At 46.6% G+C, this 25,083-nt stretch carries 27 protein-coding genes and 1 pseudogene; 16 read left to right on the forward strand and 12 right to left on the reverse strand.

Translation table 11 applies throughout. The features are described 5' to 3' along the window. Window positions 1–108: 108 nt before the first annotated feature. The 4 genes and pseudogenes from AC0THY_RS11175 to istA form a co-directional block, all read right to left on the reverse strand. Complete coding sequence (locus tag AC0THY_RS11175; protein WP_489990683.1) at window positions 109–726, reverse strand: transposase; 618 nt, start codon at window positions 724–726, stop codon at window positions 109–111. A gap of 162 nt (window positions 727–888) precedes the next feature. After that, the gene (locus AC0THY_RS11180) at window positions 889–1,236 is read right to left on the reverse strand and encodes a transposase (protein WP_489994183.1); all 348 of its coding nucleotides are present in this window, start codon (window positions 1,234–1,236) and stop codon (window positions 889–891) included. 203 nt (window positions 1,237–1,439) lie between these two features. Next, window positions 1,440–2,216, reverse strand: coding sequence for an ATP-binding protein (locus AC0THY_RS11185; RefSeq protein WP_489990684.1), 777 nt, complete (start codon window positions 2,214–2,216; stop codon window positions 1,440–1,442). 45 nt (window positions 2,217–2,261) lie between these two features. Then, window positions 2,262–3,170 (reverse strand): annotated as a pseudogene (gene istA, locus AC0THY_RS11190) (IS21 family transposase); the annotation flags it as partial. 352 nt (window positions 3,171–3,522) lie between these two features. On the opposite strand from istA, the gene AC0THY_RS11195 reads away from it, so the two are divergent. From AC0THY_RS11195 to AC0THY_RS11210, 4 genes are all read left to right on the forward strand, one after another. Next, complete coding sequence (locus tag AC0THY_RS11195; RefSeq protein ID WP_489990685.1) at window positions 3,523–3,921, forward strand: ATP-binding cassette domain-containing protein; 399 nt, start codon at window positions 3,523–3,525, stop codon at window positions 3,919–3,921. Window positions 3,922–4,005: 84 nt separating this feature from the next. Continuing rightward, a complete protein-coding gene (locus AC0THY_RS11200) occupies window positions 4,006–4,641 on the forward strand; it encodes a CPBP family intramembrane glutamic endopeptidase (RefSeq protein WP_489990686.1) in 636 nt (211 codons plus the stop codon). Between the two features lie 178 nt (window positions 4,642–4,819). Further along, on the forward strand, window positions 4,820–6,520 hold the full coding sequence (locus tag AC0THY_RS11205) for a glycosyl hydrolase (protein WP_489990687.1): 1,701 nt from the start codon (window positions 4,820–4,822) through the stop codon (window positions 6,518–6,520). Continuing rightward, window positions 6,507–8,921, forward strand: coding sequence for a sugar-binding domain-containing protein (locus tag AC0THY_RS11210; RefSeq protein WP_489990688.1), 2,415 nt, complete (start codon window positions 6,507–6,509; stop codon window positions 8,919–8,921). Before AC0THY_RS11205 ends, AC0THY_RS11210 begins: the two co-directional genes overlap by 14 nt. 88 nt (window positions 8,922–9,009) lie before the next feature. On the opposite strand, the gene AC0THY_RS11215 is transcribed toward AC0THY_RS11210, so the two are convergent. Together AC0THY_RS11215 and AC0THY_RS11220 are read right to left on the reverse strand one after the other, a co-directional pair. Beyond that, on the reverse strand, window positions 9,010–9,489 hold the full coding sequence (locus AC0THY_RS11215) for a hypothetical protein (protein ID WP_489990689.1): 480 nt from the start codon (window positions 9,487–9,489) through the stop codon (window positions 9,010–9,012). Beyond that, on the reverse strand, window positions 9,486–9,695 hold the full coding sequence (locus tag AC0THY_RS11220; protein WP_489990690.1) for a helix-turn-helix transcriptional regulator: 210 nt from the start codon (window positions 9,693–9,695) through the stop codon (window positions 9,486–9,488). Before AC0THY_RS11220 ends, AC0THY_RS11215 begins: the two co-directional genes overlap by 4 nt. 415 nt (window positions 9,696–10,110) lie before the next feature. Between AC0THY_RS11220 and AC0THY_RS11225 the strand changes: the two genes are divergently transcribed. The 5 genes from AC0THY_RS11225 to AC0THY_RS11245 all read left to right on the forward strand — a co-directional run bounded on the left by AC0THY_RS11225 (window position 10,111) and on the right by AC0THY_RS11245 (window position 12,479). Continuing rightward, window positions 10,111–10,431: a PadR family transcriptional regulator gene (locus AC0THY_RS11225; RefSeq protein ID WP_489990691.1), complete on the forward strand. Its 321-nt coding sequence runs from the start codon at window positions 10,111–10,113 to the stop codon at window positions 10,429–10,431. Then, complete coding sequence (locus AC0THY_RS11230) at window positions 10,431–11,162, forward strand: DUF1700 domain-containing protein (protein ID WP_489990692.1); 732 nt, start codon at window positions 10,431–10,433, stop codon at window positions 11,160–11,162. The genes AC0THY_RS11225 and AC0THY_RS11230 overlap by 1 nt, the downstream gene beginning before the upstream one ends. Further along, complete coding sequence (locus AC0THY_RS11235) at window positions 11,159–11,905, forward strand: hypothetical protein (protein WP_489990693.1); 747 nt, start codon at window positions 11,159–11,161, stop codon at window positions 11,903–11,905. The genes AC0THY_RS11230 and AC0THY_RS11235 overlap by 4 nt, the downstream gene beginning before the upstream one ends. Before the next feature lie 19 nt (window positions 11,906–11,924). Further along, a complete protein-coding gene (locus tag AC0THY_RS11240) occupies window positions 11,925–12,107 on the forward strand; it encodes a PspC domain-containing protein (protein WP_489990694.1) in 183 nt (60 codons plus the stop codon). A 162-nt stretch (window positions 12,108–12,269) separates the two neighbouring features. Further along, window positions 12,270–12,479 carry an alpha/beta-type small acid-soluble spore protein gene (locus AC0THY_RS11245; RefSeq protein WP_489990695.1) on the forward strand — a complete coding sequence of 70 codons (210 nt, stop codon included), beginning with the start codon at window positions 12,270–12,272 and terminating at the stop codon, window positions 12,477–12,479. A gap of 66 nt (window positions 12,480–12,545) precedes the next feature. Here AC0THY_RS11245 and AC0THY_RS11250 read toward each other — a convergent pair whose 3' ends face one another. Together AC0THY_RS11250 and AC0THY_RS11255 are read right to left on the reverse strand one after the other, a co-directional pair. Next, on the reverse strand, window positions 12,546–13,244 hold the full coding sequence (locus tag AC0THY_RS11250; RefSeq protein ID WP_489990696.1) for an ABC transporter permease: 699 nt from the start codon (window positions 13,242–13,244) through the stop codon (window positions 12,546–12,548). Beyond that, a complete protein-coding gene (locus AC0THY_RS11255) occupies window positions 13,241–13,972 on the reverse strand; it encodes an ABC transporter ATP-binding protein (protein ID WP_489990697.1) in 732 nt (243 codons plus the stop codon). The genes AC0THY_RS11250 and AC0THY_RS11255 overlap by 4 nt, the downstream gene beginning before the upstream one ends. Window positions 13,973–14,278: 306 nt before the next feature. Here AC0THY_RS11255 and holA point away from each other — a divergent pair, with 306 nt between their 5' ends. Continuing rightward, window positions 14,279–15,256: a DNA polymerase III subunit delta gene (gene holA / locus AC0THY_RS11260; RefSeq protein WP_489990698.1), complete on the forward strand. Its 978-nt coding sequence runs from the start codon at window positions 14,279–14,281 to the stop codon at window positions 15,254–15,256. Between the two features lie 116 nt (window positions 15,257–15,372). Here holA and rpsT read toward each other — a convergent pair whose 3' ends face one another. Then, a complete protein-coding gene (rpsT, locus tag AC0THY_RS11265; protein ID WP_489990699.1) occupies window positions 15,373–15,636 on the reverse strand; it encodes a 30S ribosomal protein S20 in 264 nt (87 codons plus the stop codon). Window positions 15,637–15,855: 219 nt separating this feature from the next. On the opposite strand from rpsT, the gene gpr reads away from it, so the two are divergent. The 3 genes from gpr (at window position 15,856) to lepA (ending at window position 20,014) form a co-directional block, all read left to right on the forward strand. Next, window positions 15,856–16,809 carry a GPR endopeptidase gene (gene gpr / locus AC0THY_RS11270; protein ID WP_489990700.1) on the forward strand — a complete coding sequence of 318 codons (954 nt, stop codon included), beginning with the start codon at window positions 15,856–15,858 and terminating at the stop codon, window positions 16,807–16,809. An 80-nt stretch (window positions 16,810–16,889) separates the two neighbouring features. Further along, window positions 16,890–18,143, forward strand: coding sequence for a stage II sporulation protein P (spoIIP, locus tag AC0THY_RS11275; RefSeq protein WP_489990701.1), 1,254 nt, complete (start codon window positions 16,890–16,892; stop codon window positions 18,141–18,143). Window positions 18,144–18,208: 65 nt separating this feature from the next. Further along, window positions 18,209–20,014 (forward strand): translation elongation factor 4, encoded by a 1,806-nt coding sequence (gene lepA / locus AC0THY_RS11280; protein WP_489994184.1) that lies wholly within the window; start codon window positions 18,209–18,211, stop codon window positions 20,012–20,014. A gap of 78 nt (window positions 20,015–20,092) precedes the next feature. Here lepA and AC0THY_RS11285 read toward each other — a convergent pair whose 3' ends face one another. The 3 genes from AC0THY_RS11285 to AC0THY_RS11295 all read right to left on the reverse strand — a co-directional run bounded on the left by AC0THY_RS11285 (window position 20,093) and on the right by AC0THY_RS11295 (window position 22,000). After that, complete coding sequence (locus AC0THY_RS11285; RefSeq protein WP_489990702.1) at window positions 20,093–20,272, reverse strand: type II toxin-antitoxin system antitoxin; 180 nt, start codon at window positions 20,270–20,272, stop codon at window positions 20,093–20,095. A gap of 24 nt (window positions 20,273–20,296) precedes the next feature. Beyond that, entirely contained in the window at window positions 20,297–21,277 is a 981-nt protein-coding gene (locus tag AC0THY_RS11290; RefSeq protein WP_489990703.1) for an SPFH domain-containing protein, read from the reverse strand. Window positions 21,278–21,352: 75 nt separating this feature from the next. Next, complete coding sequence (locus AC0THY_RS11295; protein ID WP_489990704.1) at window positions 21,353–22,000, reverse strand: lysoplasmalogenase family protein; 648 nt, start codon at window positions 21,998–22,000, stop codon at window positions 21,353–21,355. A gap of 253 nt (window positions 22,001–22,253) precedes the next feature. Between AC0THY_RS11295 and hemW the strand changes: the two genes are divergently transcribed. From hemW to AC0THY_RS11310, 3 genes are read left to right on the forward strand one after another with little or no spacing between them, the layout of a single operon-like run. Continuing rightward, window positions 22,254–23,390: a radical SAM family heme chaperone HemW gene (gene hemW, locus AC0THY_RS11300; protein WP_489994185.1), complete on the forward strand. Its 1,137-nt coding sequence runs from the start codon at window positions 22,254–22,256 to the stop codon at window positions 23,388–23,390. Then, window positions 23,387–23,602 (forward strand): hypothetical protein, encoded by a 216-nt coding sequence (locus AC0THY_RS11305; protein ID WP_489990705.1) that lies wholly within the window; start codon window positions 23,387–23,389, stop codon window positions 23,600–23,602. Before hemW ends, AC0THY_RS11305 begins: the two co-directional genes overlap by 4 nt. A 15-nt stretch (window positions 23,603–23,617) precedes the next feature. Further along, entirely contained in the window at window positions 23,618–25,003 is a 1,386-nt protein-coding gene (locus AC0THY_RS11310) for an MATE family efflux transporter (protein ID WP_489990706.1), read from the forward strand. The last annotated feature ends 80 nt before the right edge of the window (window positions 25,004–25,083 follow it).

Consider the following 25,083-nt stretch of genomic DNA (forward strand, 5'->3'; position numbering starts at 1 on the left):
CCTGAAAAAGGCGGGAATCACTCGCCTTCTCTTGACATGCAAGGATATCTAAAGTATATATAAAACAAGAGCTGGAAGCTAATTCCTTAACTTACCAGCTCAAACTTATCATAGAAGAACTGTATTTACAGACTTTTCTTCACACACTCCTAACAAGGGCTTGTTACAACGCCCATACATGGTTCGCTTTACCATTTTTAATTTACTATTTGTACCTTCAACAAACCCGTTTGATAATGGACTGGCTACTGAATTCTCTACAGCGGAAAGATCCTTTTCCAGACCTTTTGCAAAACGGGCAATCTCTTTTAAGTTTGAGTTTTTGTATTTCTCAATGAAAAGATAGAGCGGTGGCATACTTTTGCGTTGATATATTTTCCGGAATTCACGTATACAGGCGAGCATTTCATTTAGTTGAGGGTAGTTATCCATTAAATATGCTTTGTGCTTTGCCGTAATCTCTGTATTCATCCATAGGAAACGGAACACTCCGCTCTTTGACAGATGATCATACCCTTGGAGTTGCTTTTTCTTCTGGACTGATTCTGCCGAAGTGCTTTTATAAACTGCAACATCTATATGGAGCCGTTCTATTATTTTATTCATGTAGTCATATGCCGTTGTCTGTCCGCCCTGATAGCCTTTCGTGAGCAGATCGCGGTATACGTCTTTTCTACTGGTGCCGGCAGATAGTTCACTGATGATATGATTATAAAATTGGTCCATCCCACTACGGAAATCTTTACGGCACAGTGATTCATAATCTCCATTCAGATACTTTGTGACTGTGTTCTTTCCGCAATGCACCATTTTAGCTATTGCCCTTTTACTGTATCCAGCATCATCATATTCATGGATGGCATTGTATAACTGTACACTTTTTTCGTTTTATTCAGCAAAGTTATCCACACCACATGGTATTTTTTTACTCTCGTTATTTCTCTGGGGTTCTGCTTTCTGGCAGTCTTTATCATAATCTTTTGGGATTTTTATGTCCACTGGCACTAAGGAGTTTACCGTGTTTTTAATTGCTTCCAGAAGATTCTGATGCAGATGGAACCTGTCAGCTACCTGTATGGCATCCGGGAGTATTTCCTGTATTGCCGATGCATAAGCACTGGCACGGCCACGTGTCACAGTTTTTACATGCTTGTTTTTAGCAAGCCATTCCTTCAGGGTGCTGCCATCCCGTCCGTCTAATATGGCAACTGGTTTAAGGTATAGCGCTTTTTGAATGCAAAATCATCAACACCGATAACACTGCCGCATTTGCTCTCTTCCTGCAATTTATACCGCTTTATGAGCAGACGGGTCACACTGTTGTATATTACGGTGAAAATGTACCCCTGTGCCGGAGGAACGGATACCGTAAGTCCGGGACTAAGATACTGCGAGTCCGGAACAGGGATACCTCACTTAAGTGATTGCTACTTGCGAGTTTACACGCTTAATGCAGGATCTAATCCATATACTTCCCGCATGGATCTGTAATTCGCAGGATCAGTCGAGATGATGTTGATCTTGTATGCATCATGCTTGATGCGGTCCAGGATTGCTTCTGAGAGGGGAATATTATCACCACCAAGCTGATCATACCAGCCATTGGAATCATACTGGGAGCAGAAGATGGTAGATGACTTCCTGCGTCTCCTATGGAGAAGCTCCAGAATGTCATGCTGTTCGGATTCGGTGGGCTTTAACAGAAGCCATTCATCGATGATCAGCAGGACTGGATTGGCATATTTCCCTTGGACTTTCTTATATGTACCGTCATTACGTGCCATCTCCAGTTCAAGGAGCAGATCCGGAAGCCGGACATATTTTGTCTTGTAACGCTGCTTACATGCTTCCATCCCGAACGCACAGGCCAGATAAGTCTTTCCACTTCCGGTAGCCCCGGTGATAAAGAGATTCCTGTGCTCTGTGATATATTCACAGGTTGCAAGCCGCTTAATCAAAGAACGGTTCAGCTTGCGCCCTGAAGTATAATTAATATCTCCAATGTATGCATCCGGCTGGTCGAACCCGGCATTGCGGATCAGGCGTTTCAGACTGTTGCTTTTACGATTGCTGTATTCGATGTCCACCAGCATCCCAAAACGGTCCTCAAAAGGAATCCCCTTCATCTTGGGATCCTCCATCTGGGTGCGGAATGCATCTGACATGGAAGTCAGGCGCATTTCAATGAGTTTATCTATAGTGCTTTGTGTACTCATAGTTCCTTACCTCCTGTAGTAATCTGCGCCTCTTGTAAGCGCATGGCTGCCCTCTTTCTTTTGGAAAGGGCGACGACTGAAATCTTCCAGTTTCTGTCGGATTGCCTGGTTTAACTCACTAAGGGAGAAGAACTGCTCATTACGCAGGGCTGCGGTGATCCATGTGGAAATATTACCTACACTGCCCTCGGCATTGGGTTTGTCCTTTGGAGCCCGGACGCGGGCTGGGATAATCGCAGTGCCATAGTGCTCTGCCATCTCCTGATAGACGGCATTGATGCGCTGATCTTTCCATCCCTTATTGTGATCTACAGCAGTACGGCAGTTGTCCGGCACGAGAATCCTGGCGACACCGCCAAAGTACTCGTACATATGAACATGAGCAGTGATCCATGACGGCTGCTTTTCATCCATGAATGCCTCTACATATGGATACTGGCTGTAGGTCATGACTCCTACGAAAATGTAAGCATCCAGGGTTTCGCCGGTGTCCGGATCTATGATGTGTGCCGGATCTCCGGCCCAATCTACTTCAACCTGTTCCGCAGGTTTTCGATGGATATGCATAGTGGCACGGCGCTTCTGCTCATCCTGCTGGATGTAATAGCAGAACTGAGAATACATAAGCGGCTCATCTCCGGAGAGGCGGCATTCCTCAAGGTACTCTGTCCAGAGAAGCTTTTTATTTACTCCATTGCGGAGAAGTTCCTTGCGGATATGCTCGTAATCAGGCATCCGCTTTGATGTGGCAGGTTTTGCTTTCGAATCAGGAAAAAGCAACTTACCAAGGACGGGATCTGTTAGCTTAGGATCCAGCGGCCATGAAAGCTTCTGCTCCCTTGCTGCCTTGAGCACCTTGTTAACTGTTGTTTTGGATGCATTGCAGCTGAGGGCAATGTTAGTTTGACTAAGACCTAATCCGGATAGCCGGATGATCTGGCGATACTTGGTCATAAACGATGACCTCCTTTGTAATGTATTTACGCTTCAAAGCGTATGGATACATTATAAAGAAAATCGGTATCATTTGACCGGAATCACAGTATTCAATGCCCAGAATTGCGGTATCCATCAAAGCGGATTCACGGTACTGTGCTTCCGGAATGACGGTTCAGAATCGCCCGGAATACTCAGCCGAATCCAGGAATGCAGGATCAGTAACCAAACGGTTGCCTCCTGGTGTTCTGAGAATGATATTTGACGCTAATGTTCTTTTTGGGTGCTATTTATGTGAATGCCGATATTCCATTTATGTAGCTCAGCAATATGTACTGCATGATTCGTACTGAAAGGAAAAAGAGGGGTATTGCTAAGCTATGTGTTCTTTTTTATGCGCTCTTTTGCACTTATGGTACCCGCATTCCTCTGTTATGTTTTAGAGAAAGTAGGTCTAAATTCTTATCCCAAAAGAGCTGTGTGTAAGTATTCTTTGGGAATGAGACAAAGGATGGCCATCGCTCAGGCAATTATGGAAGAGCCTGATATTTTGATTTTAGACGAGCCATTGAATGGCTTGGACAAAAAGGGAGTTCGGGAGATGAGAGAGTTATTCCTGCAGATGAAAATAGAAAGGAAAACGATTCTTTTAGTCAGTCACAACAGAGAGGATATTGACGTCCTAAATGATAAGGTGTGTGAAATGGAAGACGATGTCTTAAAAGTTCTACTAAAACACAAAATAACGGTAACCTTTAGAAAAAAATGAGTACTAATTTATATATAAGCAATCCTGAGCATGATTAATGGGGACTGCAGACGAATCTCAGGAATTTCGGAGGATATGAGGATCATGAGAAAGTTAAAAAGGGGAACAATTGTATTAACTTACATAATCTTTTTGTGTGGATGGACTTTTCGCGTGGTATTTATAGATTTGGCGCATATGAATGAGTATCTGTCCTGGACAATAGGATTTCTCATTCAAGCGGCATGGTGGCCTCTGTATGCTGTGTTTTTTATTAAAAGATATAATAAAGCTCTAAAGGTTTCGTGGAAGGAGATGACAAACACAAAGCCAGACCTGAAAATGTTATTGCCGCTTCTCCTATTTGCTGTCATATACCATATCGGCATATTTTTCTTTGACAGTCAGGGCTTTGAATTGGAAATGAAACCATATGATTTTATTATTACAGTACTGACTGTGGGGATTTTTGAAGAGAGTGTATTCAGAGGGTGGTTTTTAAATGCGATTGCCCGTTTTACAAGTGAGCGCAGGGCAAATCTTATTTCATCCGCAATGTTTGTCTTGATTCATTACCCTTCATGGATTTATCATGGCCAGGATATTAGGGCTATTATAAGTACTAGCATACCCATGTTTGGGCTTAGTTTGATATTTGGATGGGCTTTCAGAAAAAGTAAATCCATATGGACCGGAGCTATTTTCCATTCTTTTTGGGATATGCTTTCCTTTATCATGTAAAAGCTGTTGCAAGACCAGATGAAGACAACTGGTCTTACAGCAGCTTTTTGCATGTGCGGAAAAATCTTTGAGGGAGTTAAAAAACTAACCCCAACAATCGTTCAATGAACTTTTAACAATACTTCAATGGGTGAAATTTATAATTATACTATTAAAGGAAAGAAGGGAGATTCAATTTATGAAACGAAAGAAGATTGCTTCAGTGATGTTGGCCTCAGCCATGCTTGCGGCAACGGTTTTGGGAAGCACGGTTCAGGGCGCGGCACCGGGGGAAAACGCAGGGCTTACAGAGTTTGAACAGGCTTTTTTGGAGCCGGATACGGATGCAAAGCCCTTTATGCGCTGGTGGATTGCTCCAGGGCGTATGACTGAGGAGGAAGTGCGCAGGGAGGTAAAGAATTTTGCTGACGGGGGCTATGCAGGAGTGGAATTGCAGTGCCTGGAGCTGGCAAAAAATTGTGTCATTAATGACGCAACCTGGAATCAAACCATGAAATGGATCTTACAGGCAGGCTTGGACTTTGGGGTTCAGGTGGATTTTACCGTGGGCCAGATGTGGCCGGTGGCAACGCCGGAGATTACGGATGCAGACGATCCCCGCGCGGAACAGCAGATCTGGGAGGCCGGTGTGGACTTTGAAGCATCCGGTCAGGAGGGAAGCTCCATGATTTATACGAGCGAATCGTTGGCACTCCCGGCGTCTGGCAGTGCATGGCGTCCGGGCTTTGACTCTAAGCGTGCGTATTCGTTGATCGGTATCACGGCGGCAAAGGTGCTGGAGGACAAAAGCTATGATCCTGACAGCGTAGTGGATGTATTAGCTGATGCAAATACGGAATTTGATGCGTCCACGGGGGAGATAAGCTGGACGGCTCCGTCGGAGGGGGCTTGGAAGATCTTTTATTTCTATAGTCAGACTGCGAACCATACCCTGGGCTATGGCATGGAGCAATATGTGATTGACCATATGAGCGCTGAAGGCACGCAGGCTGTGATTGACAATTGGGAGAAGGCTATGGACAGTGATCCGGAACTGAAATCCCTCTATGAGCAAAACGGCGGCAGTATTTTCGGGGATTCCTTTGAATTGAGAAGCAGCCTATGGACGCCTAAGATGCTAGAGGAATTTAAGACCCGCAGGGGGTATGACCTGACTCCTTATCTTCCGGCAATTAATAATAATCTCGGCGCTGTAGGGGATAGGGTACGCGATGACCTGTACACCACCATGACAGAATTGATGTCTGAGAATCACATGGGCGCTCTGCAGACATGGGCGAAGACCCACAATATGACTGTGAGATACCAGGCGTACAGCAGCGCCGGCAGCAGTATGTTTGAGTTGACGTATCCGGCCTTAAATATTGACATCGTTGAGGCGGAATCCTATGCCATGAGCGGTACGGTCCCGGATTCCTACCGTCAGCTCAGCGGCATTGTGCACATGAAAAAGGATTCCATCTATTCCGCGGAGGCTGCGGAGATAGGGCAGGATGACTGGCGTGAAACCTGGACAGACACCCAGCTTAAAAATGGCGGAGACAGACGCCATATGGGCCTTATGTACTATGCAAACCGGTTGTTTGCGGGAGGTGTAAATAAGCTGGTGTTCCACGGTTCCACCTATAAGTTCAGCGATACGGAAAATACGTATTTTCCGGTAACCCAGACCTGGCCGGGGTATTCGGCTATGTCAGCCCTGAGCTACGGAAATGAGTGGGATGATAAGACTCCCATGTGGGAGAATGTGGATATTATGACAGATGCGCTGGCACGGTATCAGATGGTGCTTCAGCAGGGGCAGGGAGATATTGACCTGGCGGTTTACCGTTCCCTTTTATGGGAAGGGGAATGTACGCTCCCAAATGACGGACATTGAAAAAGCAGGATATACCTATGATTATGTGACGCCCACGGTTCTGAATCTGGAAAATGCGGTGGTGGGAGAGCAGGATGGACAGGTGGTTCTGGCAGCGGATGGACCTTCCTACAAGGCGCTTGTCATTGAACCAATGAATGACGGAACCGTGCCGCCCATGCCTCTGGATACAGCGAAAAAGGTATTGGATGCTGCAAAGGCAGGACTGCCGGTTGTGATCATCGGGGATGCTCCCAGCAGAGCCAATACGTATCCCAGCGCGGAGGCGGACGGGAATGCATTGGTTTCCAATGAGGACGCGCAGTTGGCTGAGTATATGGATCAGCTGGGGAAACTTGACAGTGTTAAGAGCGTGGCCAACCGCACCGAGGCAGTGGAGGCTTTGAGAGAGCTTGGGGTTGCACCCGATGCCCGGCCCCAGAAGGCTGCACAGGTTTACTTCCAGCACAGGGATACGGGAAATGCTGACCTGTACTATATCTACAATGACGGGACAGAGGACTGTGCCCAGAGTCTGACACTGAAAGGTCAGGGAGTACCCTATCTTCTGGACCCCTGGAGCGGTGAGATTACCCCTATTGCGGAGTATACCACAGACGGCAGTTCCGTGACCGTCCGGATGGATCTGGAAGCCCAGGATGCCATGGTGGTAGCTGTTGCCGGGGAGGGATGGAGCAGTAAAACCGTCAAAAAGGCTGTTGCCGGGACAAATGCGGACCGTGCAGTGTATGATGAAACATCAGATTACAGCCTGGCAGTGCAGTCCGCCAAGGGAGGAAACGTGGATGTGAAATTTGCAGATGGCTCATCCAGAAGCTTAACCCTGGACAAGGCCCAGGATACGATCAGGCTGACAGACTGGACCATGATTTTGAAACAGTGGACTGAGGGGGCCAGTGTGTTTGAGACAAAAGTAGTGCCTACAGAGGAATTTGATTTGTCACAGACAGGACTTGTGCCGTGGTATGAAATCAGCACTGACCTGACGAATGTGGCAGGTGTTGCAAAATATACAACCACCTTTGACCTGGAAAAGGGGTGGGAGGAAGGACAGGGGGCATATTTAGAGTTCACCCGCGTATCGGATGTGGGACGTTTGTCTGTAAATGGAGTGGAGGTGCCCATGAATCAGCTTTCCCTGCGGACGGATGTGGGAGCGTATCTAGTTGCAGGCGTTAATAAGATTGAAGTAGAAGTATCCAGCAATATGTCCAATGTAAAATACGGGAAAAATGACGGCAATACCTACAGCTTTGGAGTGATTGGAGAGGTAACCCTGACGCCTTACACCTATGCTAAAGTGGAAAGTGAGGCAAAAGTGGCTGCAGAGGCAGCAAAAGCGGCAGAGACAGCAAGAAAGGCTGCCGAGGATGCCAAGAAGGTTGCCGAGGATGCTCAGGGAGCAGCGCAGGATGCTCAAACGGAAGCAGAAAAGGCCCAGAAAAGGGCAGAGGATGCCAAGACAGAGGCGAAGAATGCCCAAACAGCTGCAGAGGCAGCCAGGAATGAATCCGGTGAGCACAGTGAAGCGGCTAAATTAGCCCAGAAGGCTGCCGAGGATGCTTGGACAGAAGCGAAGAATGCCCAGAAACTGGCTGAGGATGCCCGGACAGCAGCCGAACAGGCTCAGACAGAGGCGGTAAGTGCCAAGAACTTAGCCCAGAATGCCCAGGGAGCTGCAGAGATTGCGAAAAAGGCGGCGGAGGATGCTCAGGCCGGAGCCACAGACGCTCAGAAAGCAGCCGAGAGAGCAAAGGATGATGCAGTGAAAGCCCAGGGGGCAGCAGAGACAGCCAGGGACGCGGCAGTACAGGCAAAGGATACAGCCAAGAGCTATAAGGAAGCCCCGGAGAAATCAGCAGAGTCTGCAAAGGCACAAGCAAAACTGGCAGAAGCGGCCAAAATAGCAGCGATTGCCGCCAAAGAGGATGCGGAAAAAGCCCGCTCAGAAGCCCAGGCAGCTCAGAAGATAGCGGAGGAAAGGGCAGCTGCAGCCGAAAAGGCCAGGAAGGCAGCACAGGAGGCCCGAGTTGCACCCGAAAAGGCTCTGAAGGAAGCGCAGGAAGCCAGAATGGCAGCACAAAAAGCTCAGAGAGAGGCTGAAAAATCTGCATTTGAGGCTCGCAGGGCTGTACTGAGGAATGCCGTCGGCGCTGAGAAGAGAAAGGCAAAAATTACCTGGAAGAGAGTAGCAGGCGCACAAGGGTATCAGATCCAGTATGCTTTAAAGCCCAGCTTCAAAGGCAAAAAGACTATAACAGTGAAAAATGTGACGGCAAAGAGCTTAAAGAAGCTGAAAAGCGGTAAAAAATACTTTGTACGCATGAGAGCCTTTAAGACTTTTGATGGGAAAGAAGTGTACACAGATTACAGCAATGTAAAGAAAGTGAAAGTAAAATAGCAGACATGAATTGGGGACACCGCCCGGCTAAATATTTTTAGCCCGTGTGGTGTCCCCTGAATTTGTATTGGTTTATAGATTTATGGATTCACATTCTGTGTTCTAAAACTTTATAAGAGATAAAATAACCCAGCACATACACCCATGCAAGCCCGGCCAGCAGTTTGATCAGCTCCGGATAAAAAAAGCCGCCGATCAGACAGGACAGATATAGTCCAACCAATAGGATAATGCCGGCGTATCCCAAGGATTTACGGCTGATTTCCTGCAGACGCTCATCTGAATTGGAAAGACGGCTTTCTTTCAGCTTCTCTTCATTATTTAAGAGTAAACGGTGTTTAATCCAAATGAATGCCCCAGCCACCGACAGTCCGGTGCCAATCCCGCAGTAAAAACCCATCATATGGGAATTGACATTCACTTTCCAGACATATTCCATCAAAAGAGTAATGATAATCGTGCAAAGGCCCAGCAGAAAGACCATCATCATAAGATTCATTCTTGCTTTAATCGTTTTTCTGTATTCATCGTTGGTTTTTGCGTTTGTGGTGCATAAGAGTCCCCTCATATGTTTTCCTCCTCCAGATCAAAAATAAAAATATCTTCAATAGTTACTTGAAAAAACTGTGCGATTTTGTGGGCTAAAATCAGAGAAGCTTTATATTTCCCATTCTCAAGTGAAATAATTGTCTGTCTGGTTACACCCACCGCATCCGCTAATTCATTTTGGGTTACTTTCACGGCCTTGCGGAGTTCCTGTATTTTTGTCACCAAATGATCTCTCCTTTCTGAAATGAATTTTGTTAAGTTAACTTTACAATAGAAGTATAGTACACTTTACAATAAATGTCAAGCGAATTTTACATTTTTTATTAAGCTTTTGCAACTATTCAACAGGTCTGCGCGTTTACTGCGCAGAACGTAAGAAAATGATTCAGGAGTGATCCTATCACAGAAGGTGATTTTTGCATGTAACTGTGTACTGAACCGTTACAAGTTTTTATCAATGAACCGCCTCTCACAATTTTGCGCCGTGAATGCGCAGAGTCGAATGAATTGTAACGGATTCCCTAACTTTTGAAAAGAAATAGAAATAGTGGTTGACAAATCATATTATACATCATATAATATTAACAACAAAACAATATAAACTAAAAAATAATATTATATTTTAAGAGGAGTTGATAAGATGGTATTTAACACAGGCGCGGCCCTGCTGGATGCAATCGTACTTGCCGTTGTCTCCAAGGAAGAGGAGGGGACCTACGGGTATCGTATAACGCAGGATGTGCGCATGGCCCTGGAGGTATCGGAGTCTACGCTCTATCCGGTGCTTCGCAGACTGCAGAAGGATGACTGTCTGGAGGTCTATGACAGGGAGTTCGGCGGAAGAAACAGACGGTACTATAAGATTACGGAAAAAGGACATATACAGCTAAACCTGTATATGACAGAGTGGAAAGAGTATTCATCTAGAATTACCAAGATATTTACGGGAGGGACAGAGTAATGAGCCGTGAGGAATATATGAAACAGCTAAGCTTTCTGCTTCAGGACATTCCTGAGAATGAGAGGGAGGAAGCGCTGGCCTATTATGAGGATTACTTTGAGGAGGCCGGAGAGGGTCAGGAGCGGCAGGTTGCCGCAACACTTGGAAGCCCCGAGAAGGTGGCTGCCATGATTAAAGAGGGATTGGCCGGGGGAAATCCGGATGCCGGTGAATATACGGAATCCGGCTACCGGGACGAACGGTTCAGTGAGTACAATAAAGTACCTCAGCCCAGAGATTCCTATAAAGACAGGAGCACCTATGATGACGCAAAAGACCATTTTAGGGACAGAATGGGACGGGAGGAGACTCCCAGGAGCGCAGGGGCAGTGATATTGATTGTCATTCTCTGTATTTTTGCAATTCCAGTAGGGATTCCGATTATAGGAGCATTGTTTGGAGTAATCGTGTCCTTGATTGCAGCAATTTTTGGTATCGGTATTACAGCCGCAGGCCTGACTTTTGCAGGAGTGGTAGCAGGTGTAGTGCTGATCGGGGTTGGGATCGCCCAGATGTTCGCAGGACCGGCTCTTGGCCTATTGATGATAGGGCTTGGGATGCTGAGTCTTGCAGTAGGGATACTGTTTTTGTTGGCATGTATCTTAATTATCGGTAGATTTATTCCCTGGGCAGTTCGCGGGATCGCGGACCTGTGCGGAAGGCTATTTCGAAGAGGAGGGCGCAGCGCATGAAAAAGTTTACAAAAGTATGTCTGATCATCGCAGCCGTACTGGCTGTGCTGGGAATATCCTTATCCATTGCAGGGGCTGTCAGCGGCGCTACACTGGAACAGTTTCAAGACATGGTCTACTGGGACGACGGTGACCATACCTTTGTCACCAGGGACGGAAAAAAGAATGATTTTGAAAAATCCTACAGGGATATTGACTCTCTGTATCTGGATCTTGGAAACACGGAGATGGTGGTGAAAGCTGCAGAGGGGGATGAGTTCAAAGTCTATGCGCAGAACATTGGCAGTTCCTTCCTGTGTGAGGATGAGAACGGAACACTCCGCATTGAAAATGAATATTACCGGAAGGGGCTGTTCAGGCGGGATAAGACAGCGTATGTGACACTGGAGGTTCCCAAGGGAACGGTATTTAAGAGTGCGGACATTGAAGTGGGGGTTGGCAGTTTGGAGGCCTATGACTTTCTCTGCGAGGACGTTGTGATTGAATGCGGCGTTGGAAGGACCTATATCAGCGGGCAGATACAGGGGAACTGTAACATTGAATGTGGGATAGGAGAAGTAAGCCTGGTGCTCACAAACCAGGAGGAGGACTTTGATTACGAAGTGGAATGTGGAATCGGCGAGGTACGGATTGGGGGAAGCAGTTATTCTGGCTTGTCACGTACGCAGGAGATCGACAATGATGCGGATAGAGAGATGGATATTAACTGTGGAATCGGAAAAGTTGAGGTAACTTTTGAATAATAGTAGGAGGAAGGATAACATGAAAAAATTATATAAGTCCAGACAAAACAGAATGATTTGTGGCGTGTGTGGAGGGATCGGTGAATATTTAGGGATAGATCCCACTTTGGTTCGGCTCTTGATGGTCCTGCTGGGATGCACTACTACCGGATTTATCATCTATCTGGTGGCAGCGATCATCATCCCCTATGAGTATGATTGACCTGTGCAGGTAATACGTGCAGGAAAGAGCAAAAATCCCTTCACCGGAGGTGATTTTAAATGGATTATTGCATGTAACTGTGAAGGTACTGAATAGTTACGTATAAAACTTAAAAAACAGGCCATACTCCAGACAAAGAACAGAAAGGGGTATGGCTTGTTTATGGCTAAGAAGGAAAAGAAAATTGATTTAGACAATCTGACACCAGAGGAAGAATTGAAATATGAAATTGCGGAGGAGCTGGGGCTGTTGGACCAGGTATTGGAAAACGGCTGGAGATCCCTCTCAGCAAAAGAAACGGGAAGAATCGGAGGCCTTATGACAAAGCGTAAAAGGAAGCTAAAAGACGAGGCCATTCAGGAAATATCATAAAGAAAAGAGATGCTGAAAGAATGTAGAAGTCACCATTCTTTCAGCATCTTAGTTTTTATTTACGTTCTATTTTGCTTCCATCTGATTGATTTTATTTGACAACAAAATAAGAACGACTACTACTGCAATGAGCGAAACACCCACAACAGATAACATAGTTGGTATATGGCCGCTTGTGCCTATGACAAGATTTCCATAGATACATAAGAAAACAATAACGCTGATCAAGGTGACCGTAATAGATTTTCTGATAAACCCCATTCCCATAGCGAGCAGTCCGGCTGCGCTGACAGATAAAGCGGAAAAAATAATCATTTGAATTGTCTCTGTTAATAAGTCGGCGGAGATGGTGTCTGAGACAATCGGTAAAACAGTTTCAGTAACTGAGAAGATTGCAATCGGTATTGAGGTACAGAACAGTGTTGACAGAAAAGAAAACAGGAGAATAATCCATACTTTTCCCATGAATATTTTCCTGCGGCTGACAGGATAGGAAAAGAGCAGAGCTAACCGCTTGCCGGAATATTCTTTTATTACCAGGTTATTGGACATCACGGCCGATAAAGTCCCAAAAAGTAGAAGCCCTATCACACAAGAGAACTGATAAATGTTCCCATAATTCATAAACTCGGCTTCATTTTCAATTTGTGCTACATTCGCCACAAAATAAGTGAATAACAGGATGAAGCAGCTCAAAATAAGGTCTGCAATTAAGTAGGTTCGCAGGTTCACACGCTGTAATTCCAGCTTCATCAGTTTTATCATAGCTGTTTTCCTCCACTCATTAACATAAAAAAATAATCCTCTAAACTCCCCGGGTAATTTTCCTTTATTTGATATAAATCAGCTTCATGTAAAATTTTTCCTTGTGAAAGGATACCGACGGTGTCTGCTACATGTTCTATTTCACTCAAAATATGGCTGGATAGCACAATGGTCATATGACTCTCCCGAACAAGATATAGAAACAATTCACGAATTTGTTTGATTCCAATTGGGTCGAGTCCGTTAATTGGCTCATCTAAAATAAGCAACTTAGGACCATGGACGATAGCTCTCGCAATACCTAAGCGCTGACGCATTCCTAAGGAAAATGTTGAAACCGCTTTTTCACCTGTATAGGATAAACCAACCATCTGTAAGGCTTTCTCAATACCGATACCAGAGGTATTCATATAAGCAAGATGAAGTTCCAAATTTTTTCGTGCAGAAAGATGTTCATAAAAGGAAGGAACTTCGATTAGGCTCCCTATTTGGGAGAGAATGCGGTTGCGATTTTTCGTTATATCAGATCCTAAAATTTCAATGCTGCCGCATTCAGGGGTTAATAGTCCCGTCAATAATTTAAACAGCGTAGTCTTGCCAGCTCCATTTTCGCCAAGAAGCCCATAGATGCTACCTTGCTGAATCTGTATGGTACAGTCATTAAGTACTGCGTTCGTTTCAAAACATTTTGTTAAATGAATCGCGTTTACAGCTTTTTGTGTTGTCATATTTATAATCCTTTCTAAAACCTACTTTCGGTATGTAAAACAATAAGAAAAATGGCTGTATTTAAACAGCCTAAATTATGTGATAACGGTAGACATATTTTTGAAACCGACGTTTGGTATGTAATCATGATAGCAGAATAAACTGTGTCTGTCAAGGATGTATTATTCGACTTTAAAGCGGCCGTACTTGAAAAAAGGCCTTGTGGATGGTAGAATAATCGTAATTGTCAAGGTACTTACCAGTGTCAGACGTCAAAGGATAAGTATGCTGAGACGTTTATAAAGTAAGGAGGGGCATGAGATAGTATGAAGAGTTTGATTGAAGATATCAGCAGCAAGCAGTTTAAGAGCGTCTACCTTCTCTATGGGGAGGAGGCTTATCTGAAGACCTTGTATAAAAATAAACTGAAGTCAGCCATAATGGATACCGAGGATACTATGAATCTGAATATCTATGGGGGAAAGGGAATCAACGTAAAAGAAGTGATCGACCAGGCTGAAACCATGCCATTTTTTGCGGATAAACGCCTTATTTTAATAGAAAACAGCGGCTTTTTTAAAAATGCATCTCCTGAGCTGGCGGAGTATATTCCACAGATTCCATCCGAGACGTGCATGGTATTTGTGGAAGATGAGGTGGACAAGAGAGGAAAGCTTTACAAGGCGGTAAAATCCTCCGGCAGGGTGGTGGAGATGGGCAGACAGAATGAGAAGGCGCTGATGAACTGGGTCCTGACAGCGCTGCGCAGAGAAAAGAAAAATATTACCTCATCCACCATGGAGCTCTTTCTCACCAGGACGGGAAATGACATGGAAAATATTTCAAAGGAACTGGAAAAGCTGCTCTGCTATACCATGGGCAGAGATGTGATCACCTCAGAGGATGTGAAGGCCATATGCACGGAGCAGACCGAAAATAAGATTTTTGAGATGATCAATGCCATTGCAGAGAAGAGACAGAAAAAGGCATTGGATTTATACTATGACCTGCTGGCTTTGAAGGAGCCTCCCATGAGAATACTCTATCTGATCACCAGACAGTTCAATTTGCTGATGCAGGTGAAAGATCTTCAGAACCAGGGATTTGATCAGAATACCATAGCAGGGAAAATGAAGATGCAGAGCTTCATCATTCGCAACTATCTGAGGCAGACCGGTAAATTTTCTCTTGAGGAGCTGAAAAGTGCGGTGAAAGAGTGTGTGGACACGGAGGAGGCAGTGAAGACCGGGAGAATGAATGATGTGATGAGCGTGGAACTGCTGATTGTCAAGTACAGCGGATAACCCGGGGTGTCAAATATGACCGGGTCATTTCCGAAAATGACCCGGTCATATTTGACATAAAAACCCCGCCGGAATGACGGAACCGGCGGGGGGTTATGTTTAAGATCTTCAGTCGATTAAGCGATGCTGTTTACCGCTTTTGACAAACGGGAAACTTTTCTGGCGGATGTGTTTTTGTGATAAACACCCTTTGTGGTCGCTTTGTCAATTACAGATGTTGCATTCAATAAAGCAGCAGCCGCAGCTTCTTTATCTTTTGCAGCAACAGCAGCCTCAACCTTTTTGACAGCAGTCTTTACACTGGATCTGATCGCTTTGTTGCGCTCTGCCTTTGTTCTGTTTACTAAAATACGTTTTTTTGCAGATTTGATGTTAGCCAATCTGTACACCTCCAAAATATTTTATCATGATCATGTTTGTTATTTCATTATGATGCTGCATTGATGCCGGACACGGACGTGCTCAATGTAAACATACTCATATATTTTAGACTAACATTCTCCCTATGTCAATACATAATTCAGAAAAAAATGTAAAAAATAGTACAAAAAGTTATTGTTCACAGTAACTATAAAAAAGTGGCATAGAAGGAGGAAATTATGCTGGGTAAATTTAATATCCGGACGGATCTTGCCCTGGAGGCGAAAGAGAGTTATGAAGAGGACAACGTAGAGATCCGCGGTGTGCGGATTGATGAGGAGGAGGATCAGGAGAATGAGATCACCACCACAACGGTTGTCATTGAAACGGAAAACGGGGCGAAAGCTATGGGGAAGCCGGTGGGAACTTATATCACAATGGAAGCACCCAACATGTCCGTACCGGATGAGGACTATCACAGGGAGATTTCCAAAGCGCTGGCAGGCCATTTGAGACGCCTGATGGGTGAGGAGGAGCAGTCTGTGCTGATAGTCGGCTTGGGCAACCGGGAGGTGACGCCGGATGCGCTGGGACCCAATGTGGTGAATAATGCGAACATCACCCGCCATGTCGTAAAGGAGTACGGAAAAGCTTCTATGGGCTGTGACAGGGTGAATCTGATCAGCGCCATTGTACCGGGAGTGATGGCCCAGACAGGAATGGAGACCCTGGAAATTATCCGGGGTGTAGTGGAGGAGACAAAACCGGACTTGGTCATTGCCATTGACGCACTGGCGGCCAGGAGCACCAGAAGGCTGAACCGGACCATTCAGATCACAGACACAGGGATCAATCCCGGGTCCGGGGTGGGAAACCACAGAAACGGGATCAATGAAAAAATGCTGGGAATCCCTGTCATTGCCATTGGTGTTCCCACTGTGGTGGATGCGGCCACTATTGTCAATGATACCATGGAGAGCCTGATTGAAACCATGGACTCCACAGAGCATATCCGCAACTTAGGCGGAGCTCTGGGAACTCTGAGTAAGAGTGAGAAGCACCAAATGATCCGGGAGCTCATCTCCCCGCATTTAAATACCATGTTTGTCACCCCTAAAGATATTGACGAGACCGTGAAACGGATCAGCTATACCATCTCTGAGGGAATCAACATTGCCCTGGATTTATCATAAATCTATATCCAGCCTCATATAATAACTTAAGAACCTTATACGGGGTTCCGGACAGGATGGAAGATATGGGGTGAGGGCATTTGAATCATTTGCAGAAATGGATACAGACGGTACTGTGGATTCTGATTTTTATGCTGGGCCTCTATATTTTATATAGAGGTCTTGCTATTGCGGGGGATAATGGATTTCTGCAGAAGATTCCGGTGGTTTCAGGGATTTGGCGGAATCTGGAGAACTCAGCTGTGGATGCCTACATGCCGGGGTTGACGTACCAAAAAGAGGAGACAAGCCAGAACCAGGGATGGATGCACTATGTGATCGGTGAGAGTTTTCCGCTCTACGGCTATGCCCAGTCTGAGGCGGATGAAATGCCCAAAATTGAGAGCAGTCTGGAGTACGAGCTCTTAGTGGAGGCAGAAAAGGAATCCCAGTCACAGACCGAGATGCAGACAGAGACACCCGAGACGGAGACAGAGACGGCTGCCCAGGAGGAGACCCAGACCGAGGCGGAGACGAAACATCAGGAGACGCAGGCTGCCCAGGCAGCAGCCAGGGAGCCGGTACAGGAAATATCTATGGAAAAGCTGCAGGACTTTAATTACCTTCTGGGAAATTTCTATGCAGTAGACCCATCCACAACAGCGGACAGCAGTCAGATCAACGTGGATACTCTCATGTCTAAAGATATGAAATTGAGCTCTGACAGCTCAAAGCCGCAGATTCTGATTTACCACACACATTCCCAGGAGGCTTTTGCGGACTCTGTGGAGGGGGACGTGAGTACCACCATTGTGGGTGTGGGAGACCGTCTCACAGAAATTTTAAGAGACACCTATGGATTTAATGTGATTCATCACACACAGGTTTATGACATGATTGACGGGGAGTTAGACCGAAATAAGGCATACACACTTGCGGCGCCGGATATCCAGCAGATCCTGGATGAGAATCCCTCCATAGAGGTTGTGATAGACCTGCACAGGGATGGGGTGGACGGACAGAAATTCGTGAAAGATATCAATGGAAAACCCACTGCCCAAATCATGTTCTTTAACGGCCTCAGCCGCACAGCCAGGAACGGTGCGATTGATTATCTACCCAATCCCTACATAGAGGATAATCTGGCATTTTCCTTCCAGCTGCAGCTAAAGGCAGCCCAGTATTATCCTGGATGGACCAGGAATATTTACCTCCAGAGCCTGAGATATAATCTCCACCTGAGGCCCAAAGCCCTGCTGATTGAATCCGGCACTCAGTTAAATACCGTGCAGGAGGAGCTTAATGCCATGGAGCCTCTGGCGGATATTCTCAATCAGGTATTGCGTGGGGAGTGAAAAGTGTGGTACACTGTTCCGGAAGTAATTGGGAGAAATGTCAGGAGGAATAGGAAGTGGCAGCAATGGACCAAAGCAAAATCAGAAATTTCTGCATCATTGCACATATAGATCATGGAAAATCAACCCTTGCGGACCGGATCATTGAGATGACCGGTCTGCTCACCAGCCGGGAGATGCAGGCTCAGGTGCTGGATAATATGGAGCTGGAGAGAGAGCGTGGGATTACCATCAAGTCCCAGGCTGTGCGTACAGTGTACAAAGCCCAAAATGGGGAGGAGTACATCTTCAATCTGATTGATACCCCGGGGCATGTGGACTTTAACTATGAGGTGTCCAGAAGTCTGGCTGCCTGTGACGGGGCCATTCTGGTGGTGGATGCTGCCCAGGGCATTGAGGCGCAGACCCTGGCGAACGTGTACCTGGCGCTGGATCACGACCTGGATGTTATGCCGGTGATTAATAAAATTGATCTTCCCAGTGCCGAACCGGAGCGGGTGATCAGCGAGATAGAGGATGTGATCGGGCTGGAAGCTCAGGACGCGCCCCAGATTTCCGCAAAGACGGGAATGAATGTAGAGCAGGTGCTGGAGCAGATTATTGAGAAGATTCCCGCACCGGGCGGCGACCCGAACGCACCCCTGCAGGCATTAATCTTTGACTCTCTCTACGATTCTTATAAAGGAGTTATTGTCTTTAGCAGAATTATGGAGGGAACTGTAAAAAAGGGAACCCCTATCCGCATGATGGCCACGGAGGCGTCGGCGGAGGTGGTGGAGGTGGGATACTTTGGCGCCGGTCAATTTATTCCCTGCGATGAACTGAGCGCAGGCATGGTGGGATATATCACTGCCAGCCTGAAAAATGTGAAGGATACCAGGGTGGGAGATACCATCACCAATGCGGAGGAGCCCTGTAAGGCCCCGCTTCCGGGATATAAAAAGGTAAATCCAATGGTGTACTGCGGCATGTATCCCGCGGACGGTGCAAAGTATCCGGATTTGAGGGATGCACTTGAGAAACTTCAGCTCAATGACGCATCCCTGCAATTTGAGCCGGAAACCTCCATTGCCCTGGGTTTTGGTTTCCGCTGCGGCTTCTTGGGGCTGCTTCACCTGGAAATTATCCAGGAGCGTCTGGAGAGGGAGTACAACCTGGATCTGGTGACCACAGCTCCTGGTGTAATCTATAAAGTGTACAAGACAAATGAGGAGGTCATAGAGCTGACCAATCCCTCAAACTTACCGGACCCCTCAGAGATTGAGTATATGGAGGAGCCCATGGTGAGCGCTGAGATCATGGTGACCACAGAGTTTATCGGGTCTATTATGCAGCTCTGCGAGGAGCGCAGGGGCATCTATCTGGGTATGGAGTACATGGAGGAGACCAGAGCGCTTCTGAAATACGATCTTCCGCTGAATGAGATTATCTATGACTTCTTTGATGCTTTAAAGTCCAGGTCCAGGGGATACGCCTCCTTTGACTATGAGATGAAGGGATATGCCAGATCAGAGCTTGTGAAGCTGGATATTTTGGTAAATAGGGAGGAAGTAGACGCCCTTTCCTTTATCGTTCACGCAGGGACAGCCTATGAGCGGGGAAGAAAGATGTGTGAGAAGCTGAAGGAAGAGATTCCGAGGCAGCTGTTTGAGATTCCCATTCAGGCAGCTATCGGCAGCAAGATCATAGCCAGGGAGACGGTTAAGGCTATGAGAAAGGATGTGCTTGCCAAATGCTACGGCGGCGATATCAGCCGCAAGCGTAAGCTTTTGGAAAAGCAGAAGGAAGGCAAAAAGCGGATGCGCCAGATCGGAAATGTAGAGATTCCACAGAAGGCGTTTATGAGTGTATTAAAGCTGGATGATAAATAAGAACAGAGGAGAGGCCGCCGCATGGTTTGATGCGGCGGCCTCGTTGTGATAAACATAAGAAAGCGGGATTCTCTTATATCACAGGTTTTGGTCCTGCTTCTTTTTCCGATACTTTACGCACTCGGTCAAAAGATATTCTATTTGTCCGTTGATGGATCGGAAGTCATCCTCTGCCCATTGGGCCAGTTCATTCCAGAGGCTGGCTGACAGCCGCAGAGGAACCTGCTTTTTACTCTTGTCTTTCGGCGTATTGGCCACAGGCCTCAGTCCTTTCTATCTGTTTTAGTAGAGGGTGCCGCTGTTTACAATGGGCTGTGCGTCTTTATTACCGCACAGTACAACCAGAAGGTTGCTGACCATGGCTGCTTTCCGCTCCTCGTCCAGCTCTACAATATCATTTTCACTGAGCTTTTCCAAAGCCATTTCTACCATGCTGACTGCGCCCTCCACAATTTTCTGCCGTGCATCTATGATCGCAGCAGCCTGCTGGCGCTGAAGCATCGCGGAGGCAATCTCAGGCGCGTAGGAGAGATGGGTGATGCGCACCTCCAGGATGCGAATGCCTGCATCCGCTACCTTTTCCTGGAGTTCTCCCTTCATGATGTCAGCAACCTCCTGGCTGCTGCCGCGAAGAGAGCGCTCGTCTCCTCCTTCGCTGGTGTCATAGGGGTGGAGCCTGGCAGCATTTCTTGTGATGGCGTCACACTGTATGGAGAGATACCTCTTGTAATTCTCCACATTCAGCACTGCCTTTGTGGGATTCTCCACCTTCCAAATCACAACAGTCCCGATTTCGATGGGATTTCCAAGCTCATCATTTACTTTTTGTTTTTCATTGTTCAGAGTCATGGTCTTTAAGGAAACCTTCTTGCTGGTCTCGCCGCCCAGCTTCAGGTTAGTGCCCCCTGAGGAAGGGGAAGCCTGGACAAAGGACTTGGCAGTGGGATTGATCCCGGTACAGAAGGGGTTTACGAAGAAATAGCCCGGTCTTTTCAGTGTACCGTAGTAGTTTCCAAAAAGAGCCAGCACCAAAGCTTCGTTTGGGTCAATGACTTTCAGGCCACCGAAACCGATGCAGGCCGCAGTAAAGACCACAATGCCTGCGGTTACAAATACTCCGGTCACCACACCCTCGAATAAGGCAACCCCAAGGATGAAAAGAATGACGCCTGCTGCCAGCCCGAAGATACAGAGGAAGAGTGCCGCGAATCCATTCAGCGGATTCAGAACTTTTTCTTCGTCGATCTGATTTTTTAGTTTCATAGTGTTATCCCCCTTTGAATGTTGTGGAATGATATTAATTTGATATCACAATAATACTATAACCGACAGCTGTTGTCAAGAGGCAGTCCAGACAAAGGAGGCCATACTATAGAGAGCTAAATAATAGAGTGCCATCAGTATCTTTCGGCGCCGGTGCGTTGGTGTACCCAGGGTATTTTTGCCCAGTAGAAGGTCAGAGGCCTGAAAGCTGAGGAATCCCAGAAAAAGGGGCCAATAGGGGGAACCTTTGGTGAATGCCAGCACTGCCGCCCCGGAGACGTTTATAGTCAGCAAAGCTGCATATAGGGACAACGGAAACAATAGCTCTTTCGCGAAAGACAATTCGGGCTGAAAAAGAAGAAAGACAGCCAGCAAATCCAGCGCCCAGAGAAGAAGAACGGCTGGAAAAAAAGACACCTGGTTAAGCAGCCAGAAGAGCAGCACCGCCTGACCGGCAGCGAAGGCGGCACCTCCTGCCAGCGGGTGATAGACGATGAGAAAATCCCCTGCCAGGAAAAAGGACAGTGCCAGGGCAATGGAGATGTAAGAGAGATCCTGCTGTGAGCTGAAAAGGGGGATGGCGGCTGTGCAGAGGCAGATCAGGCTTCCGGCACATTTGGGGAGTACATAGTATTTCTTTGGTACTGTAAAGTTTAGAATGTAACAGAGAAGCAGCACTGGAAGTGCCAGAAGTGACCAGTTGCTGAGGGTGAGATTGTTCATAAAATACCTGCCTTTCGTGGGTAGCAATTTAACTGAGAGGGTGATAAAATAAAATTTGATTTAAAAATTAATGTAAAGGACAACCCCGGGATATCAAGAATAAAGAAGGGATATCCCAGGGGTAGTGCATCGTAAACTAAATAAGTGCTGCATATATGCGGTATGAATATTCAGGCAAGTATATGGGATGCTTATTTAGTAGACGATGTACTAGGTATATAAGGAGTAAGGATTAGTGGAAACAGACAGAGAGATGGAGTTATATATTCATATTCCTTTCTGCAGGAAAAAATGTAACTACTGCGATTTTCTTTCCTTTCCGGCAGGACAGGAGACCATGGATGTGTATGTGCAGATGCTGATTAAGGAAATTCGGGAGGCGGAAAAGAGGGAGGAGAAGGTCACTTCCGTATTCTTGGGTGGTGGTACCCCTTCCATCCTTTCAGGACAGCAGATGCAGGGGATACTGGATACCTGCCGGGAAAAATTCAGCTTTTCAAAGGAGGCGGAAATCACTCTGGAGGCTAACCCGGGAACCCTTGACCAGGGAAAACTGAAGGCTCTTAGGCAGGCTGGTATCAACCGGCTGAGCCTTGGGCTTCAGTCTGCCCACAATGGGGAGTTGAGGGAATTGGGGCGTATCCATACCTGGGAAGACTTTGTGGAGAGCTATCATATGGCCAGGAAAGCGGGATTTAGGAACATTAACGTGGACCTGATGTCCGCGCTCCCGGCGCAGACTCCCGAGAGCTTTAGGGATACTCTAAAACAGGTAACGGCGCTCGAGCCTGAGCATATCTCAGCCTACAGTCTTATCATAGAGGAGGGGACTCCCTTTTATGAGAAGTATGCATGCGATGAGAGGGACAGACAGAAGGATGGGGAGTGTGCCCAGCTTCCATCAGAAGAAGAAGAGCGCAGTATGTACGCGGATACGGCCCGTATTCTAAGGCAGGCGGGATATCGCAGGTATGAAATTTCCAACTATGCCAGGGAGGGATTCGAATGCCGCCACAACTGCGGTTACTGGACCAGAAAAAGTTACAGGGGATTCGGACTCGGGGCAGCTTCCCTGATGGACGAGACACGTTATCATGGAACGGAGGATTTGCAGGAGTATTTGAGGGGGAGCTTCCCAAGACTTGACCAGGAACGTCTCAGCTTGCAGGCCCGAATGGAGGAGACCATGTTTTTGGGGCTGCGTCTGACCAGAGGGGTCAGTATTAAGGAGTTTAATATACAATTCGGATGCTCTATTTGGGATGTCTATGGAAAAGTATCCGCAAAGCTGACAAGGGAAGGGCTGCTGCAGGAGAGGGAGGGGTGGCTGTCCCTGACGGAGAAAGGGATTGATGTGAGTAATTACGTGCTCTCAGAGTTTTTGCTGTGACGCTGACAGCAGAGCTCACTGCTTTTGAGCTTAACCAAAAGAAGAATGAAGAAAAACATAATGAAAAAAGAAGTGAGTGTAACGATTCAACAGGTCTGCGCATTTACTGCGCTAACCGTAAGAAAATGATTCAGGAGTGCAAAAATCCCATCACCGAAGGTAATTTTATAAGGATTTTTGCATGTAACTATGAAGGTACTGAACAGGTATAAGTGGAGGAAGGTTAGATGAAACCAGTGCAACAGGACACAGAAAACCCGCTGGGGTATGAGAAGGAATCAAAATTGCTGATTAATTTTGCGATTCCCTGTATTATTTCCATGCTGGTGACAGCGCTTTACAATATAGTGGATCAGATCTTTATCGGTCAGGGGGTGGGAATGCTGGGAAATGCGGCCACAAACATTGCATTTCCGCTCTCCACCACCTGTACCGCGATTGCCCTTCTTTTGGGAATCGGAGGAGCATCCAATTTTTCACTGAAGCTGGGGGCAGGTGAGGAGAGGGAGGCAGCTAAATATTCAGGCAATGCCCTGACACTCATCCTGATTTTCGGGATTTGTCTCTTTGCGGTAACAGAAATCTTTTTGACGCCAATGCTGAGAGGGTTTGGGGCCACCGAGGAGGTGCTTCCCTTTGCCCAGATGTATACACGAATCACTGCAATTGGTTTTCCGTTTTTGATTGCCAACACAGCAATCAGCAAGCAAATACTGGCGGATGGAAGTCCCAAATATTCTATGATGTCTATGCTGGTGGGAGCTGTGATCAACACCATTCTGGACCCTATTTTCATTTTTGGTTTTCACATGGGTATGGCAGGGGCTGCACTGGCCACGATCATTGGTCAGATCATCTCCTTTTGTATTAGTCTCAGATATCTCTTCCATTTCAAGCACATTGTGCTGAACAGGGAGTGCTTTTGTCTGGATGGGATATTTGTAAAGAATATCTTTGCCCTTGGCGCCAGTGCATGTTTCAATCAGATAGCTATGACCATTGTACAGATTGTAATGAACAATACCCTCTCTTACTATGGCGCCAGATCCGTGTATGGAGGGGAGATACCGCTCGCCTGCGCTGGGATTATTACAAAAGTAAACATGGTATTTATGGCAGTGATTATTGGAATATCCCAGGGTACGCAGCCAATCGTTGGATTTAACTACGGCGCTCAGAAATACGGAAGGGTAAAGAAGACTTATCTGCAGGCTGTGGGGACTGCATCGGTTCTGTCCTTTGCTGCGTTTGTCTGCTTCCAGGTATTTCCGCGGCAGATTATCTCTATATTTGGTCAGGGAAGTGAACTTTACTTTACGTTTTCTGAGCGGTATTTCAAGATATTTCTGTTTTTGACTATCATAAACGGTATCCAGCCGGTAACCTCAAATTTCTTTACATCCATAGGAAAGTCTAGACTGGGTATCTTCATGTCACTCACCAGACAGATCCTCTTCCTGCTGCCCCTCATCATTATCTTCCCCTTGATTATGGGAATTGACGGTGTGATGTACGCAGGTCCCATAGCGGACGGGGCGGCTGCGATTGTCTGTGGGTATTTTATGGTGAGGGAGATTCGGGAACTGACAGCGAAGCAGGCGGCGGTCTGCTAGTATATGTTAGATGGAAGTAGAAGCAAAAATGAGGCAGGACTCTGCAGATATATGCAGGGTGTCTGTCTCATTTTTAAGTG

Source organism: Ruminococcus sp. 8Y-12 (assembly GCF_058119865.1).

Bases quoted from the DNA above. Each gene is read 5' to 3' on its own strand.
- AC0THY_RS11175 (WP_489990683.1), bottom strand. From the start codon at position 726: ATGGACCAATTTTATAATCATATCATCAGTGAACTATCTGCCGGCACC.
- AC0THY_RS11185 (WP_489990684.1), bottom strand. From the start codon at position 2,216: ATGAGTACACAAAGCACTATAGATAAACTCATTGAAATGCGCCTGACT.
- AC0THY_RS11200 (WP_489990686.1), top strand. From the start codon at position 4,006: ATGAGAAAGTTAAAAAGGGGAACAATTGTATTAACTTACATAATCTTT.
- AC0THY_RS11205 (WP_489990687.1), top strand. From the start codon at position 4,820: ATGAAACGAAAGAAGATTGCTTCAGTGATGTTGGCCTCAGCCATGCTT.
- AC0THY_RS11210 (WP_489990688.1), top strand. From the start codon at position 6,507: ATGACGGACATTGAAAAAGCAGGATATACCTATGATTATGTGACGCCC.
- AC0THY_RS11215 (WP_489990689.1), bottom strand. From the start codon at position 9,489: ATGAGGGGACTCTTATGCACCACAAACGCAAAAACCAACGATGAATAC.
- AC0THY_RS11225 (WP_489990691.1), top strand. From the start codon at position 10,111: ATGGTATTTAACACAGGCGCGGCCCTGCTGGATGCAATCGTACTTGCC.
- AC0THY_RS11230 (WP_489990692.1), top strand. From the start codon at position 10,431: ATGAGCCGTGAGGAATATATGAAACAGCTAAGCTTTCTGCTTCAGGAC.
- AC0THY_RS11235 (WP_489990693.1), top strand. From the start codon at position 11,159: ATGAAAAAGTTTACAAAAGTATGTCTGATCATCGCAGCCGTACTGGCT.
- AC0THY_RS11240 (WP_489990694.1), top strand. From the start codon at position 11,925: ATGAAAAAATTATATAAGTCCAGACAAAACAGAATGATTTGTGGCGTG.
- AC0THY_RS11245 (WP_489990695.1), top strand. From the start codon at position 12,270: ATGGCTAAGAAGGAAAAGAAAATTGATTTAGACAATCTGACACCAGAG.
- AC0THY_RS11250 (WP_489990696.1), bottom strand. From the start codon at position 13,244: ATGATAAAACTGATGAAGCTGGAATTACAGCGTGTGAACCTGCGAACC.
- AC0THY_RS11255 (WP_489990697.1), bottom strand. From the start codon at position 13,972: ATGACAACACAAAAAGCTGTAAACGCGATTCATTTAACAAAATGTTTT.
- holA (WP_489990698.1), top strand. From the start codon at position 14,279: ATGAAGAGTTTGATTGAAGATATCAGCAGCAAGCAGTTTAAGAGCGTC.
- gpr (WP_489990700.1), top strand. From the start codon at position 15,856: ATGCTGGGTAAATTTAATATCCGGACGGATCTTGCCCTGGAGGCGAAA.
- lepA (WP_489994184.1), top strand. From the start codon at position 18,209: ATGGACCAAAGCAAAATCAGAAATTTCTGCATCATTGCACATATAGAT.
- AC0THY_RS11290 (WP_489990703.1), bottom strand. From the start codon at position 21,277: ATGAAACTAAAAAATCAGATCGACGAAGAAAAAGTTCTGAATCCGCTG.
- AC0THY_RS11295 (WP_489990704.1), bottom strand. From the start codon at position 22,000: ATGAACAATCTCACCCTCAGCAACTGGTCACTTCTGGCACTTCCAGTG.
- hemW (WP_489994185.1), top strand. From the start codon at position 22,254: ATGGAGTTATATATTCATATTCCTTTCTGCAGGAAAAAATGTAACTAC.
- AC0THY_RS11310 (WP_489990706.1), top strand. From the start codon at position 23,618: ATGAAACCAGTGCAACAGGACACAGAAAACCCGCTGGGGTATGAGAAG.